The sequence below is a fragment of the Vibrio sp. 10N.247.311.51 genome (assembly GCF_041467855.1).
GTDB classification, from domain to species: Bacteria; Pseudomonadota; Gammaproteobacteria; order Enterobacterales; family Vibrionaceae; genus Vibrio; species Vibrio coralliirubri.
This window is the reverse complement of sequence record NZ_JBFSVK010000010.1, coordinates 132,890-148,328: the sequence shown is the minus strand read 5'-3', so window position 1 is coordinate 148,328 and position 15,439 is coordinate 132,890. Positions and strand designations below refer to the sequence as shown.

The 15,439-nt window shown below is 43.8% G+C and carries 14 protein-coding genes; 3 read left to right on the top strand and 11 right to left on the bottom strand.

Annotation, left to right across the window (positions count from 1 at the left end; all coding sequences use genetic code 11):
* Window positions 1-15 precede the first annotated feature (15 nt).
* Together ribF and murJ are read right to left on the bottom strand one after the other, a co-directional pair.
* Window positions 16-951: a bifunctional riboflavin kinase/FAD synthetase gene (ribF, locus tag AB6E85_RS11745; protein WP_017062867.1), complete on the bottom strand. Its 936-nt coding sequence runs from the start codon at window positions 949-951 to the stop codon at window positions 16-18.
* 70 nt (window positions 952-1,021) lie between these two features.
* Window positions 1,022-2,584 carry a murein biosynthesis integral membrane protein MurJ gene (murJ, locus tag AB6E85_RS11740; RefSeq protein ID WP_032545655.1) on the bottom strand — a complete coding sequence of 521 codons (1,563 nt, stop codon included), beginning with the start codon at window positions 2,582-2,584 and terminating at the stop codon, window positions 1,022-1,024.
* Window positions 2,585-2,835: 251 nt separating this feature from the next.
* On the opposite strand from murJ, the gene rpsT reads away from it, so the two are divergent.
* A complete protein-coding gene (gene rpsT / locus AB6E85_RS11735) occupies window positions 2,836-3,096 on the top strand; it encodes a 30S ribosomal protein S20 (protein WP_004739529.1) in 261 nt (86 codons plus the stop codon).
* Between the two features lie 275 nt (window positions 3,097-3,371).
* On the opposite strand, the gene AB6E85_RS11730 is transcribed toward rpsT, so the two are convergent.
* On the bottom strand, window positions 3,372-3,665 hold the full coding sequence (locus AB6E85_RS11730) for a metalloregulator ArsR/SmtB family transcription factor (RefSeq protein ID WP_004735028.1): 294 nt from the start codon (window positions 3,663-3,665) through the stop codon (window positions 3,372-3,374).
* A gap of 100 nt (window positions 3,666-3,765) precedes the next feature.
* Window positions 3,766-4,656, bottom strand: a complete 891-nt coding sequence (gene nhaR, locus AB6E85_RS11725) for a transcriptional activator NhaR (RefSeq protein ID WP_048615016.1) — start codon at window positions 4,654-4,656, stop codon at window positions 3,766-3,768.
* A gap of 389 nt (window positions 4,657-5,045) precedes the next feature.
* Here nhaR and AB6E85_RS11720 point away from each other — a divergent pair, with 389 nt between their 5' ends.
* The gene (locus AB6E85_RS11720) at window positions 5,046-6,191 is read left to right on the top strand and encodes a Na/Pi symporter (protein WP_048606795.1); all 1,146 of its coding nucleotides are present in this window, start codon (window positions 5,046-5,048) and stop codon (window positions 6,189-6,191) included.
* A 398-nt stretch (window positions 6,192-6,589) separates the two neighbouring features.
* Here AB6E85_RS11720 and AB6E85_RS11715 read toward each other — a convergent pair whose 3' ends face one another.
* The 7 genes from AB6E85_RS11715 to rppH form a co-directional block, all read right to left on the bottom strand.
* Window positions 6,590-7,066 carry a hypothetical protein gene (locus AB6E85_RS11715; RefSeq protein WP_048615052.1) on the bottom strand — a complete coding sequence of 159 codons (477 nt, stop codon included), beginning with the start codon at window positions 7,064-7,066 and terminating at the stop codon, window positions 6,590-6,592.
* A gap of 217 nt (window positions 7,067-7,283) precedes the next feature.
* Complete coding sequence (locus AB6E85_RS11710; protein ID WP_372142742.1) at window positions 7,284-8,684, bottom strand: transcriptional regulator; 1,401 nt, start codon at window positions 8,682-8,684, stop codon at window positions 7,284-7,286.
* Between the two features lie 124 nt (window positions 8,685-8,808).
* Window positions 8,809-9,660: a thymidylate synthase gene (locus tag AB6E85_RS11705; RefSeq protein ID WP_017056122.1), complete on the bottom strand. Its 852-nt coding sequence runs from the start codon at window positions 9,658-9,660 to the stop codon at window positions 8,809-8,811.
* A 9-nt stretch (window positions 9,661-9,669) separates the two neighbouring features.
* Window positions 9,670-10,491: a prolipoprotein diacylglyceryl transferase gene (gene lgt, locus AB6E85_RS11700; protein WP_017059338.1), complete on the bottom strand. Its 822-nt coding sequence runs from the start codon at window positions 10,489-10,491 to the stop codon at window positions 9,670-9,672.
* 57 nt (window positions 10,492-10,548) lie between these two features.
* Window positions 10,549-11,340, bottom strand: a complete 792-nt coding sequence (locus tag AB6E85_RS11695) for a sulfite exporter TauE/SafE family protein (protein WP_017059337.1) — start codon at window positions 11,338-11,340, stop codon at window positions 10,549-10,551.
* An 8-nt stretch (window positions 11,341-11,348) separates the two neighbouring features.
* Window positions 11,349-13,598 carry a phosphoenolpyruvate--protein phosphotransferase gene (gene ptsP / locus AB6E85_RS11690; RefSeq protein WP_050644343.1) on the bottom strand — a complete coding sequence of 750 codons (2,250 nt, stop codon included), beginning with the start codon at window positions 13,596-13,598 and terminating at the stop codon, window positions 11,349-11,351.
* A 2-nt stretch (window positions 13,599-13,600) separates the two neighbouring features.
* Window positions 13,601-14,119 carry an RNA pyrophosphohydrolase gene (gene rppH / locus AB6E85_RS11685; RefSeq protein WP_017059335.1) on the bottom strand — a complete coding sequence of 173 codons (519 nt, stop codon included), beginning with the start codon at window positions 14,117-14,119 and terminating at the stop codon, window positions 13,601-13,603.
* A 616-nt stretch (window positions 14,120-14,735) separates the two neighbouring features.
* On the opposite strand from rppH, the gene mutH reads away from it, so the two are divergent.
* Window positions 14,736-15,401: a DNA mismatch repair endonuclease MutH gene (gene mutH, locus AB6E85_RS11680; RefSeq protein WP_048606845.1), complete on the top strand. Its 666-nt coding sequence runs from the start codon at window positions 14,736-14,738 to the stop codon at window positions 15,399-15,401.
* Window positions 15,402-15,439: the final 38 nt, after the last annotated feature.

Here is a 15,439-nt window from a genome sequence, read left to right as displayed (position 1 = left end):
GGTGGAATCATCCGATTAATTCTTTAGCTGAAGCAGCCACACCCTTGCGGCTTCAGCATCCAATTCTATTTGATTCTTTAGTGCGTCGAACGATTCAAATTTTATCTCGTCGCGCAGTTTGTGCAAAAGTCGTACTTCTAACTGTTTACCATATAAATTGGCTTTAAAGTCAAAAAAATGCACTTCTAATTGCTGCCTTACCCCATTAACTGTTGGTCGTTGTCCAATATTAGCAACGCCACCGACAGGAACACCGTCGATATCCAAAGCTTCAACAACATACACTCCTGATACAGGAGAAACACAACGCTTTAATGGAATATTAGCGGTAGGGAAACCGATAGTTCTCCCTAGTTTTCGACCATGGGACACTCGACCACTAATACTGTAATCACGCCCTAACATGGTAGCACTTGCAGCCAAGTCATCGACCGCTAATGCATTTCGTATCTCAGTACTGCTTACTCGTAATTGGTTTAAGCAATAGCTTTGGGTGCTGACCACCTCAAAACCGTACTTCTCGCCCGCCTCTTTGAGCATAGCGAAATTGCCAGTGCGACCTTTACCAAAGCAAAAATCGTCACCAACCACCAAGAACTTCACACCAAGCTTATCAACCAAAAGATCCTTAATGAACGCTTCCGCGGATAAACTTGCAAAATACTGATTAAAATTAACACACAATAAGCGACTGATATCTAGCTTGCTCAGTTGCACATATTTATCTCGTAAGCGAGTTAAACGTGCTGGCGCTCTATCTCGGGCAAACAGCTCCATAGGCTGCGGTTCAAACGTCATGACAACAGAAGGTAGCCCTAATGCTGCAGCTTGTTTAGAAACCTGACTCAGAACCTCTTGATGTCCTAAATGAACACCATCGAAGTTACCTATGGTTAATACACAGCCATGATGCTGCGCTTTAATATTGTGTATACCTCGGATCAGTTCCATTATGATCAGCTAAAACCTGTTATTTGCATCATTTATTGTGTGAAACCGACGGATTATATACTAATCAGTATTAATCTGTCGCTGCTTTTAAATGTTTTACTCGGATACCTAAAATCAGTACCGAAACAATATAAACAAAGCCACCAAGTCCAATCAAGCCTGTTAATGTCAGCGCTCTCTGGCTGAAGCTCCATTCAAGCCAATGTTGCATATTATCCAGCTGCCATAAAATAGCCGCTACCATCACCACACCTGAGATAATCAATTTGGCACTAAACAACAAGGTTGTCTTAGTTAATTGATACACACCCGCAAGGTGCAATCCACGATATAACAACGCCATATTCACAAAGGCAGACAGTGCCGTCGCAATCGCCAAACCCACATAGCCATAGAAATAAGCAAAGATCGCGTTAAACACCATATTGGTCACCATAGCGATAATGCCGTACTTAACCGGTGTTTTGGTATCTTGGCGAGAGTAATAGCCCGGGGCTAAAACTTTAATCAACATGAAGTTAAGCAAGCCTGATGCGTAAGCTACTAATGACATCGATGCCTGCTGTACATCGTGTGGAGAGAACTCACCGCGCATGAATAGCACCATCAACATGGGTTTAGCTAAAACGATAAGGCCTAACATCGCAGGAATACCAAGCAGCAACACCATGCGCACGCCCCAGTCCATGGTATGCGCGAATCCTTCCCCTTGAGCATCTACGTGTTTACGAGATAAAGCAGGAAGAATCACAGTCGCAATCGCGATACCGAATAAACCGAGAGGAAATTCAAGCAGTCGGTCTGAGTAGTACAACCAACTGATAGAGCCTGTTGCGAGGAAGCTGGCAATAAAGGTATCAAACAATAAGTTGATTTGACTGACCGAGACACCGAACAGAGCAGGGATCATTAATGTGCGGATCTTAACCACACCCGGATCTCGCCAACCCCACTTCGGCTTAACCAATACACCTGCTTTGATCAAGAAAGGCATTTGGAAAAGGAATTGGACTAAGCCGCCAAGAAACACACCAATAGCCAAACCAATTTCTGGTTGTTCTAAATTAGGTGAGATAAACCACGCAGCGCCTATGATCATAACGTTCAAGAACACAGGGGTAAAAGAAGATACCGCAAACTTACCTAATGTATTAAGAATGGCCCCAGATAAAGCGACAAAGGTGATAAACCACAAATAAGGAAAGGTAATCTTGAGCATAAAGCTCGCTAGCTCAAATTTTGGCGCTGATGGGCCATCATTTAGCCAGTCGATAAACCAACCCGCACCAAACATCGCGGTGATCACGCCAGAGCCCAATACCCCGATAACGGTGACAATAGAAACTAAAACCCCGAGCGTACCCGACACCTTAGCAATTAAATCTCGTGTCTTATCTTTATCACCTGCGGCGTGATATTCCGTTAATACAGGAACAAACGCTTGAGAAAACGCACCTTCTGCAAAAAGTCGACGTAAGAAATTAGGAATTTTATTTGCGAAGAAAAATACGTCGGCACTCGCTCCTGCCCCCATCAAATTTGCTACTACTACATCACGTACTAGCCCCAATACACGGGAAACAAAAGTCATTGCGCTGACAATCAGGCCTGACTTTAATAGTCGTTTACTCACAGAAACCTCTGACACTGGTTGATTACTTTCAAGCGAGGATAAATACTATCCTGTCCTAAGAAGCATATTTATTAGCATTGGTCTAAAAATGCTGTTAGAATCCCCGCCATCTTAACCGCGATGACCTTTCCATACCAAAGTTTGTTTGGCTACGATTGGTTTTTGCACAAATCATTTGACAATTAAGCGCTAATGAGGGATAGTCCTCGCCCTTAAATTGTCACCGAACTAAGTTTTTGGGAGTTAGACCCTTGGCAAACAGTAAATCTGCTAAGAAGCGCGCTATCCAAGCTGAGAAACGTCGCCAGCACAATGCTAGCCGTCGTTCTATGATGCGCACTTACATGAAAAAGACTATCGCAGCTATCGCAGCTGGTGATAAAGAAGCTGCAACTGCTGCTCTTGTAGAAGTTACACCACTTCTTGACCGTATGGCGACTAAAGGCCTTATTCATAAGAATAAAGCTGCACGTCATAAGTCTCGTTTCGCTGCTGCAATCAAAGCTCTTTAATAGAAATTTGATTACAACGCAAAACGAAAAAAACCGGCTTAGGCCGGTTTTTTTATATCTAAATTTTGAGTAACGCTTTTATTTTACGTGCTAACAGCCGTTTTGCTTACCGATAGACTGTTAAGCAATAGATAAAACAAACAATCAGAAAAATAAATAGAGAAGCAAATTAGTAGGTAGATAAGTAGATAAACATTAACGTTCAATGTGGAATACTAACACTTCCTTGTGTCATTCTATCGCTGATAAGAAATCCCCCTCCCACCAGCAATAAGCTACTTGCAGTAAATACCATGCAGTAGGTTAATCATCGCTTTTACTTCTTCACTACTCAATGTGTAATACACAGTTTGAGCTTCTTTGCGAGTTTCGACCAAACCATCTCTTCTCAACCAAGCAAGATGTTGAGATAAAGCAGACTGACTCAGTTCCAACTTGCCACACAACTCCCCAACCGACAGTTCAGTGCCATGTAATAGGCACAAAATCTGTAAGCGACGCTCGTTAGCCATGGCTTTGAGTAGAATCACAGCTTGTGCTGAGTTCTTCTCCATCTCTTTTAAGTTCATAGTTTGGCTCCCTACAACCTTTACGCCAACTACGGGCTATCAGTATTTCCGGCATATGGTGGAGCTATGATAATCGATATCAATTCATTAACAAACTAACTCATTCGAACAATTTGCTAAAATCTGCGTCACATACGTTTTTTACTGCTGGATGTTGGATCATCCTCTCAGCAAATATGACGTAGTACTCCTCTTTTAACTCTTCAATACCGCCTAATAGTTGCAGTGATGTGTCTTCTTCCACTTCAGACATATAAAGCGTCGGTGCTAAAAATATTGCGTCATGATGATAACGAGCAAAAGCCTTCATCAATGCGGCATCATCAAACTCACCTAAAATATCTGGCTTAAGCCCTTGTCTATCAAACCATTGCAGCACTTTACGCCCCATTGAGGTTCGGCTACCAGGGATCAAAAGCTTTCTTTGCTCCAATACAGCAGGGAAATTAACACCTTCAACCTGACCTGAACTAAAAAAGCTCATTCCACTCTCACCCAACTTTTTACTGAACAAGCCCGGACTTTGACTAGAGTCCACCGGACAGTCAGACAAGATCATATCGAGCTTATGTTGAGAGAGTTGCTCAAGTAGCATTTCATGGGTCGATTCAAAACAGCGCAAGTGAATGCTGTTATCTGGAGGGATGGTCGACATCAGTATCTTACTGACGAGTCTTTTAGAGAGCGCATCCGCGACGCCAACATCAAACAGAATATTGGAGTGCTGGCTGTAATTCACGATATCCAGCATCTCGTAACTCAGGCCAAACATACGATCGGCATATTTAAAGACCAGTTGCCCAAGCTCTGTAGGCTCAACACTGCGGCCATTACGCTTGGTCAACTTGCCATCCATGCGCTCTTCTAAGGCTTTTATCTGCCCCGTTACCGTTTGTGGTGTTAGGAATAGGGCTTCTGCAGCTTTAGTAACAGAGCCTTGCTTGCAAACCATCCAGAAGTAATAAAGATGGTTGTAGTTGAGATGCGACATAGATGTGCCGTAATAAAAGAGTAGATACCCTTTTATATCAAATATGACACCGCCACTCAACAAACTCGGAAAAACCTAAACAAACATAGATTTACCACTTATTTTTTCGAAGTGTCTGATTTCATAATGTAATATTTTAGCGATTATTTTCAATTTTTCTCTAACTTTTAAGATCTATATCACCTATAGAATAACCAATAAAAATCAATTTAAAACAACTACTTAAAATAACCACATTAGCTCTGGGAATATTTAAAGAGTAAATCATCACAAAAAAGTCCGACCTAAACCAAAATGTAATATTACTGAAATATTTCCCCTCTAACATCACGCTCAGATTAAACAAACAGACCAAACACAGACTTAAACGGTCCAATGGAGAAAACATTATGAACCAAGCTACTACTGCAGCAGCGCCTATCTCGAGCACTACTCGTTGGCTACGCTGGGCTAACTTGGCATTCATGCTTTACCTACTATTACTTTCAGTTTCAATGGTTGGTACAGGCTTCAAATGGGCAACAGGCGAGCAAGCAAAGGTTCTTTTCGAATTTGCTTCACACCCAGTTGCAGGCTTAATGATTGGTTTAGTAGCAACAGCGCTTATTCAATCATCAAGTACAGTTACTTCAATTATCGTTGGCCTTGTGGCAGGTGGTTTACCTGTTGAGCTAGCAATTCCTATGATCATGGGTGCTAACATTGGTACTACGGTAACCAATACGCTAGTTAGCCTTGGTCACGTTCGTTGTAAAGAAGAGTTCAAACGTGCATTCGCAAGTGCGACAATCCACGACTTCTTTAACCTATTAGCCGTTGCTATCTTCCTACCACTAGAGATGGCGTTTGGTATTCTAGAGAAGATTTCTCACTGGTTGGTATCTCCGATGCTAGCAACAGGTGATATGAGCATGGGTGGTCTTAACTTCATCAAGCCAATCACTAAACCAGTAGTAAGTGCGATTAAAGAGCCTCTATCAACATTTGGCGACACTGTTGGCGGCATCATGCTTATCGCTCTAGGTATCGCAACTATCTTCGTAGCTATCACTGTAATGGGTAAGCTGATGAAGAGCCTAATGGTTGGTCGTGCTCGTGAGATTCTAAAGAACGCAATCGGTCGTGGTCCAATCCACGGTATCGCTTCTGGCTCTATCGTGACTATCCTTGTTCAGTCTTCTTCTACGACAACAAGCTTGATGGTTCCACTAGTAGGTTCAGGTGTTCTTAAAGTACGTGACGTTTACCCATTCACTCTGGGTGCAAACATCGGTACATGTATTACGGCTCTACTTGCAGCTACAGCAGTGTCTGGTGAGTTCGCAGTATTCGCACTACAAATTGCTCTAGTACACTTGGTGTTCAACATCATGGCAACGGTATTCATCTTCGGTATTCCGTTCCTACGTGAACTACCTGTTAAAGCCGCTGACTTGATTTCAGACATGGCTGTGAAGAACAAAGCTGTAGTGGCTGGTTACCTTGTTGCGGTATTCCTTGTACTGCCTGGTAGCGTGTTAGCTCTTACCGCTTAATAGCAAAATAAACATCGCTTATAGTAAAGCCCGCAACCTCCTAGGTTGCGGGCTTTTTCTTTTGAAGAGCAGATACGGGATTCGGGTAAACGAGTAACGAAAAGCGACTTCCTCTCATTAGCTGCGTTTCGATATATCGTATCTTACTGACTCAAATCTAAAAACGCTCTTCGTATCTCGCATCTCGTTTACTCGTATCTAAACACCCAGAGATTCCCTACTCCTTCCTTCGTCAGTCTAGGGAATGACGAGCTGAAAAGCAGATACGAGATTCGTGTAAACGAGTAACGAAAAGCGACTTCCTCTCATTAGCTGCGTTTTGATATATCGTATCTTACTGACTCAAATCTAAAAACGCTCTTCGTATCCCTCATCTCGTTTACTCGCATCTAGCTCCCCTACTTACCTTGCTCATTACGCAGGTACATAATGGCAACCATGCCAAAGCCGATAAATTGCCATAGATACTGCCCGTCGCTTGCGCCAGTGATGGTTTGAGTGAAAGCCATACAAGCAGTCACAAACAGAGAAGCAAAGGCGGCGTAGAGTAACCATGGACGCTCTTTGCCCGCCATGAACTCACCTGCAAGTACTGAACGAAGAACTAATAAAAATGGCACACATTGCAAAGCAATCAGAATCGGGAACATAAAGTCGAACGTAGGGCTCAGTAGAGCATGACCGATTTGGCTCTTATCCCAAGTGCCGACAATGTAGCCCTTCCAACCAGCCCAAGTGTCTCCCGCATAAGCGGTATCGGGCGTAATGAAGCCAAGTAGCACGCCCATCACTTTATCGATAAAGCCATTTTTGAACCAAAAGACGAATAAGAAGATCTGAATTGGAATGATCTGAAAAGCAAACTTCTTCAACATGTGTGTACCCCAAATAATGAATGATTTGGTGACCAGTATGTAGAAGTCGATGTTTTTACGCTTGATGCAAGGCAATCGAGCCTGAGTCCAAACAATAATCAAACATGTTGAGAAGCCTGTTGGCGCAAGGACACCTTGCGGAAGTACCGTTGCCATCAGCGCTCACGAAACACCTTCGCTTAAAAACGTATTTCGTGGTTTAGGAAAGGTTTACTTTTTATAAAGATTCAATAAGATCAAACAGTTGACCGTCATGCTCTTTTTTCACTTCGGTATAGCGTTGATAGTTGTATTGCGAACCTTTTGGGTTGTCCGACAGCTTGTCAGCCACACTGAGCAGATAAAAACTGATTGGGCTCGGTGTACTTTCGGCCGCATAAAAAAGGTAAGGGAAAGCTTGATTGGCGTGTTGATTGATTAACAATGCAAGACCCAATGTAAGATTAGCGATGTCACAACGTGGGTTCATCTCGAAGGCTTGCTTTGCCAGTTGCAGTGCATGTTCGCGATCTTCTTGCTCATGATTTTGCAAATAAGCCAAAGATTCCGAATACGACAGTAACGCATTGACCAGATAATTATCTCGCCCTTGTTGTTGAATCGAATCCAACTGAAGTGCTATTTCCTCAAATGGCTGACCACCTTTTCCTTGGTAGAACAACGATATCCCCTCAGAGATAACACTCCAATCATCGTAGTTATCAATAGAGGTCACTCGATGACTTGCCACACCGTATTCTGAGCTCATTGGAGCAATAATGGCTTTGATCTCGAGAATCACATCCCCAATGGCATCGAAGAAATTATCTTGGCTAAAGCGCTTTTCCACTTTCTGACTTTGATTGGGTTGGCGGTTATTTTGTACAAGCACGCTCAGTACATACTCTCCACCCTTTTGCTTGAGCCAACCTTTGAGCTCAACACCATTATTGGCAAGTGATTGCTTGCCCTGCTTCGATAGCTGAGAAAAGTGGTAACCCGATAAGTTTTTTGCCGAGTTCAGCCCGTAGAAAAGATAGTTATAAACGCTTTCTGACATCTCATAATCGTTCGCAGAATCGAGTGTTATGTCATGGATATAAACAGGAATCACATCACTTTGATTAGCAGAAATAACAGCTGTGTCATTGGTTGGGACATCGGGTTGCCACGCCCAAGTTGCTATTAAGCCAACTGAGAATACTACGGTTGTAATCAGGGCGATGATTTTCTTTTTGGATTTAGCAACAAAAGGTTTAGGTTCAGATTCAGGCAGAGAGACGTCCTCAACGGGAGTTGGTTCTACGCTCGGCTGAAACACCTCAACATCGAACAGGTAACCTTGCTTAGGAATGGTCTGAATAATCCGATACGGGCGTGACTTATCCTGAAGCTGACTGCGCAGTAAGCTGATGACCTGTCTGACCAAGTTGTCAGACACTTGAGTTCTTTGCCACACATCCGCGGCTATCTGTTGAGTGCTAACCACTTGCCCGCGATTTTCGATGAAATAGCTGAGCAACTTTGCCTGCAATGGCTCTAAATGAATCGCTTCACTATCCACCACTAACTGATTTTTATCAGGGTAGAAAGTAATAGGAAAGTCGTGTTGCAATACAAAGCAATGCGAGCGAGTCATAGTAGTTCTGTAGTTAGAAAAGACCACTCAAGATTATTGGTTTTACAAATAGTAAGCAAGCCAAGCATAACAAATAAAAAAGGCTGCACAGAGGCAGCCTTTCAATCAAACAAAGCGGATGAGATTAAACCGAGAATGGGTACTTAATCGCTTCGTGGCATTCGTAACCTTCAACCCAGAAGTCATCCATCGTTACCCATGTTTCCAAATCTTCTAGAGACTTAATCTCAGGATTGATATGGAATGTTGGGCCAGCTAACGGCTCACGCTTTAACTGGATATCACGCATGGGTGCGAGTTGATCTTCGTAAATATGAGCATTCACAAGCTTATGGTAAGCCACGCCAGCTTTCTTGCCCGTGATTTGCGCCATGATGGCTAAGAAGACATACACTTGAACCATGTTGAAGTTCAGGCCTAGTGGAACATCACAAGAGCGCTGAGTGCTGTTTAGGTACAGAGTATCACCAAGTAGTGAGAAGTGATGGCTGTACATACACGGACGCAAACATCCCATGTGGAACTCACCTGGGTTATAGAAGTTTAAGATCTCGCCACGGTCATCAATACCGTTAGTTAGATCATCAACAATCTTCTTCAGTTGGTCGATATGACCGCCGTCAGGTTTTGCCCATGCACGTCCTTGAACGCCATAAACACGGCCCATGTCATCTTCACCCTTGCGGTAAGGGTTATTCAGCCATGCTTCGTTCAGGTTCGAATTCGCATCCCAAGTTTTAGTCCCTAGCTTACGAAAATCTTCAGCATTGTCGTAACCACGGATATAGCCAAGCAATTCAGCAACTGCGGCTTTCCAAAAGCTCTTACGCGTTGTTACCAGTGGGAATTGGTTATTACCAACATCATATTCAAGGTCAGCATTGATCACGGTTAGGCAGCGCTTGCCCGTGCGTTCATTTTCAATCCAAGTACCGTCATCAACGATACGCTGACAGAGATCTAAATACTGTTTCACACCAATTCCTTACTTCGTTTGTTGTGGTAATTCGTCTTTGTAGTGACCACGCTTGTATGCCCACACCATCATCAGCACACCGATGATAACCATTGGCAGTGACAAAATTTGTCCCATAGAGATAAATCCACCGAACAAACCTAGGTGAGCATCAGGTTCACGTACGTATTCTACTAAGAAGCGGAATGTACCATATCCAGCTAGGAATAACCCTGATACAGAACCAAGAGGACGCGGCTTTTTGATAAACCAGTTCAAGATGAAGAACAGTACAATACCTTCAAGCGCCATCTCGTAAAGTTGAGATGGGTGACGAGGAAGTGGACCACCGTTAGGGAACACAATCGCCCATGGCACATCAGTCACACGGCCCCAAAGCTCGCTGTTCATGAAGTTACCTAAGCGCCCCATGCCTAAACCAAATGGCACCAATGGTGCAATCATGTCTGCCACACCAAAGAAGGTTCGACCGTTCTTTTTGGCATACCAAAACATGGCAGTAATAACACCAAGCAAGCCACCGTGGAAAGACATACCGCCAGTCCATACCTTAAATAGATACAGTGGGTCTGCTAGGAAAAGGTCAAAGTTGTAGAAAAGTACGTAGCCAATACGACCACCCAACACCACACCTAGAAAACCAGCAAACAGTAAGTCTGATACTTGCTCTCGAGTCCAACCGCTGCCCGGTTGATCAGCTCGGCGATTTGCTAACCAAAGAGCAAACATAAAACCGACAAGGTACATTAGGCCGTACCAACGAACTGAGATTGGTCCTAGTTCAATAAGAACAGGATCGATATTTGGGAATTCGATAAAACCCTGAGACATACTTGGCTCTCTATCTAAATTGATTAACGGTTAGCTCGATGACTAACAGAAAAGACACTACAGCAGCATTGTGGCTGCTATAAACATTAAAAACACCGCAAAGAATTTCTTCAGCACTGGGGTTGGCAATTGAGTGGCCAGTTTCGCCCCCACTCGAGTGGTCAAAACTGAGGTACAAGATATCGCGATCAAAGCCGGCAGATAAACATAACCTAAGCTATACGCAGGAAGATCATCGACAGAAGATCCATGCCAAATGAAACCTAGCATTCCCGAAATCGCGATAACACAACCGCATACCGAAGATGAGCCGACGGCTTTACGCATTTCCACACCGTGATGGTTAAGGAAAGGTACCGATAAAGACCCACCGCCAATGCCCGCTAAGCTTGATACCAAACCAATCCCGCCGCCACACAACACGGTTTTAGCTGAACCTGGCATCGATTTTTGGCTCTTAGAGCGAATCGACAGCAGCATTTGCAACGCCAATACCAACACAATCACACCAAAGACTTTTGGTAGGTATTGAGCTGGAATCACATCGGCCACGAAAGATCCGAGGAAGCCACCTATCACCACACCAGGCATCAACCACTTAACGACAAACATCTCTACGTTACCCAACTTTAGATGGTTAATCGCAGACGATCCTGACGTAACTATGATGGTTGATAGCGAAGTAGCCAATGCCATTTGCATCGCAAACTCTTGGGGGATACCCGCTTTAGGAAGCAAAAACAGTAAGGCAGGAACCACCAGCAAACCACCACCAATGCCTAGCAAGCCAGCTAAAACACCAACAATAGCACCAAGGCCTGCTAACAAGCCTATCAGTTCATATGACACGTTAAATCCTATTTTTTACCTGCTCGAATGAAGCCTGTAAATTCACGCTCTTCGAAATAGTTCAGCATCATACTATAGATGTCACTACCATACGGTTTTGAAAGTGCCTTATTTGCCAAATCCTGTAATTCAGCCAAGTTCGATTGACGAATCAAATATTTGGTTCTTGCGACATTCGAGGTATTCATACTCAACGTCTCATACCCCAATCCAATCAATAGCAGCGCTCCCATCGGGTCACCGGCTAACTCGCCACAAATACACACAGGTAATTGATATTGCTTACAAGTATCATGAATTTGTTTTAATGCCATGATCACCGCAGGGTGCATTGATTCGTAGACATCAGATACTCGTGAATTGTTCCGATCAACCGCTAATAAATATTGGGTTAAGTCGTTGGTACCGACTGAAACGAAGTCGACCTTATCCGCAATCAGCGGCAGTATGTACAGCATGGATGGCACTTCAATCATGATACCAACGCGAGGCATACGCACTCGGTTATCAAGCTCATGCACTTCGTCATACGCTTGTTCAATCAGCTGTAGCGCGTCATCCAATTCCTGAGCACCAGAGATCATCGGCAGCAAAATACTCAAGTTATGGCTTTCACAACTCGCACGTAGCATGGCACGTAACTGAATAATAAAGATGTCTGGATGATCGAGCGTAAAACGAATGCCACGCCAACCAAGGAATGGATTGTCCTCTTCGATAGGAAAATACGGTAAGGCCTTATCACCACCGATATCGAGTGTACGCATCACCACTTGTTTCTCTGGGTAGCTTGCCAGCACTGAACGATACTGCTTGAATTGTTCATCCTCTGACGGGAATCTTTGCTGCAACAAGAAAGAGATTTCAGTTCGATACAGCCCTACTCCATCAACGCCTTGGTTGATAGCAATGTTAGTGTCTGCACTCAAGCCCGCATTAAGCAGGATCTCGACTTGCTTGTCGTCTTGGGTTTTTGCCGGAAGGTACAGCTCGCGATTGACCATAGAGGAGAGCTCACTCTCTTCTAGAATCAGCCCACGATACTCTTTGAGCAGGCTTTTAGTCGGCTCAATAAAGATCTCACCGCTATACCCATCAACAATCGCTCGCTTACCATTAGCTTGAGCTAAGTTAAGATTTACCCCCATGACGGAAGGTATGCCAAGCGCTCGAGATAAAATTGCTGCGTGCGAGTTCGCCGCCCCTTCCAAAGAAATAACCGCCAAGAGCTTTTCTTTTGGAATAGACGCTAATACCGAAGCGGTTAACTCACGAACCACTAAGATAATCGGCTTATCTAACGTGCGAAGTTCATGTTCAGAGTTGTGGAGGAAATAGAGCAGCCTTTGTCCGAGCTCTCGGATGTCTTGTGCTCTCTCACGAAGATACACATCGGACATACGAGCAAAGCGATTCGAATAGCTTTCAACAACCTGTCTTAATGCCCAATCGGCTTTATCGCCTTTCTGAATTTGGCTTTTTAGATCCTTACGCAACATTGGATCGTTGAGTAAGTGAGTAAACAGGTCAAAGATCGCCAGCGCGTCTTTATTGATTTCGCTATCTAAGCGCTTTCGCATGCGCTTAAAGTCATTGAGGGCGTTTTCAACCGCTACCGCCAACAACTCATGCTCTCTCTCTACATTGAGCGTCGAAGCAGGATAAACATCGGTGAGTTCAGGCTGAGTGTTATCCCACCATAAGTCACCAATCGCCACGCCCGATGAAGCGGCAATACCTTTAGTCGCAGGTAGCTTCTGTTGCTCTAACAGCCAATGGCCTTGAGTTTGGGCGTGCGCCACAATAACGGCAAGTTGTGCAGAGAGCGTGACAAGGAAGGATTCTTCCATCTCACTAAATAAACGCGGGGTCTTCTGTTGAATGACCAATACACCGAGCACTTGCTTGCGGTGGATAATCGGAGTACCGAGAAAAGAGTGATAGACGTTTTCTCCAAGCTCTGGAAAAAACTTATAAGCAGGATGAGCAGACGCTTGTGCAAGGTTGATAGGTTCAGCACTTCTTTTAACAAGGCCAACCAGACCTTCGTCAAAACCAATGTGAATGCTATTGCCTTTGAAGATCAGGCCTTGAGTTGCCATCAACTCAAGGCGCTGCATATCATTATTTGCCAAATACACGGTGCAACATTCCGTCTGCATCGCACTGCATGTCTCTTTAACCAAAATATCAAGAGCCGTCGACACATCTTCAACTCTTGATACGTGTTCAACTATTTCCCTTAGTTGACTGAGCATGCTTAACCTCTACGCAATTTGCGCTTTCCTTTTATTTTTCGCTCTTTAAACGGCATTGCTAAAGATGCGAACTCTTTCATCGCTCGACGGTAAACATCTCGCTTGAAAGAAACAACTTGTCGAACTGGGTACCAGTAACTCACCCAACGCCAACCATCAAACTCAGGTGTACTTCCACGCTGCATATTGATATGCGACTCATCGCAATCTAAGCGCAAAAGGAACCACTTCTGTTTTTGTCCAATACAGACAGGTTTAGAATCCCACCGAACCAGTCGTTTGGGTAGCTTGTAGCGTAACCAATGACGACTTGTCGCGACGATCTTTACATCCTTTTTAGTAAGGCCAACCTCTTCATACAACTCGCGGTACATTGCCTGTTCCGGAGTCTCACCTTCATCTATTCCCCCTTGAGGGAATTGCCATGAATGTTGCCCGTATCGTTTAGCCCAGAAGACCTGACCATGGTTGTTACAGATTACAATACCAACATTTAATCGGTAACCATCGCCATCTATCACTGGCCAACCTCTATCTAAATTTTTAATTACTCTGATTTTTCCACATATCCCCAATCGGAGCAAACTTAGTGACGTGATAAGCGCTATATTTATGAATAATAACTAGGAATATGGATAAGTTTTGCTCAAATTCTAGTTACCCACACAATAGTGAGACATAGACCACATTTATTCACCTTTTCTGTGAATAACTATGTGAAGAATTACCCGCAATCGTTTTTTTTAATCCATAGATTCATCAACACCAAAAACGACAAATCAATCAAATTCATTTTATTTTCATATAAATCAGTTAATTAAAATAATATTTTGGTTTTGAAAAACATTAGAAATGTAAAAGATCTTTCAGAAATCTGACATGGTTAAAGATCAACCACTCCGATGTTTATCCACACTACTAAGTGAAAGATTCATTTTGAACCCCATTTGGCAAGCATTTTATCCACCATAAACCCCTGTTTATTTATCCACTAAATTAATATTTCAATTAATTACCTTTATGTCCTGTGGATAACCCTGAGTTTGATCCCTTTTCTCGCAAGGAGATCATTTCTTAACCAGTCGTCATTTGGTGATAACTTCTGATAAAATCGTTTTTTTGATCATGCCTTTTATTATGAAACCAGAACCACAAACACAACAAGAGCTGTTAGAGCGCGCGTATGCCATCGCCGGAATGACCTTTAAAGAGCTCGCCGACGAAGCCGAGATGGTGATGCCAAACGACCTTAAGCGTGATAAAGGCTGGGTTGGGCAGCTATTGGAATGGCACTTAGGAGCGCCTGCAGGCAGTAAACCAGAACAAGATTTTGCCAAGCTTGGGATCGAGCTAAAAAGCATTCCGATTGGCTACTCTGGCAAGCCACTCGAAACCACCTTTGTGTGTGTTGCGCCTTTGATGGGCGTGCAAGGCATAACTTGGGAAACCAGCCACGTTCGAAACAAGCTGTCTAAGGTTTTGTGGATCCCTGTCGAGGGAGAAAGAGAGATCCCACTAGCGGAGAGGCATGTAGGATCCCCATTATTATGGACACCTAGCCAAGCGGAAGACGAACTCTTGAAACGAGATTGGGAAGAACTGATGGAGTTGATCGTGTTAGGCAATGTTGAACAGATAACAGCAAGACACGGTGAAGCACTGCATTTACGTCCAAAGGCTGCCAACAGTCGTGTGTTAACGGAAGCTTACGGTGCAAGTGGAAAACCTATCAAAACCAAACCACGCGGTTTCTATCTACGAACTCAATTCACCCACAAATTGCTGACAACACATTACGCATAGAGCGTTTAATCGAACCTCGATAGCCAGAACTATCAGTG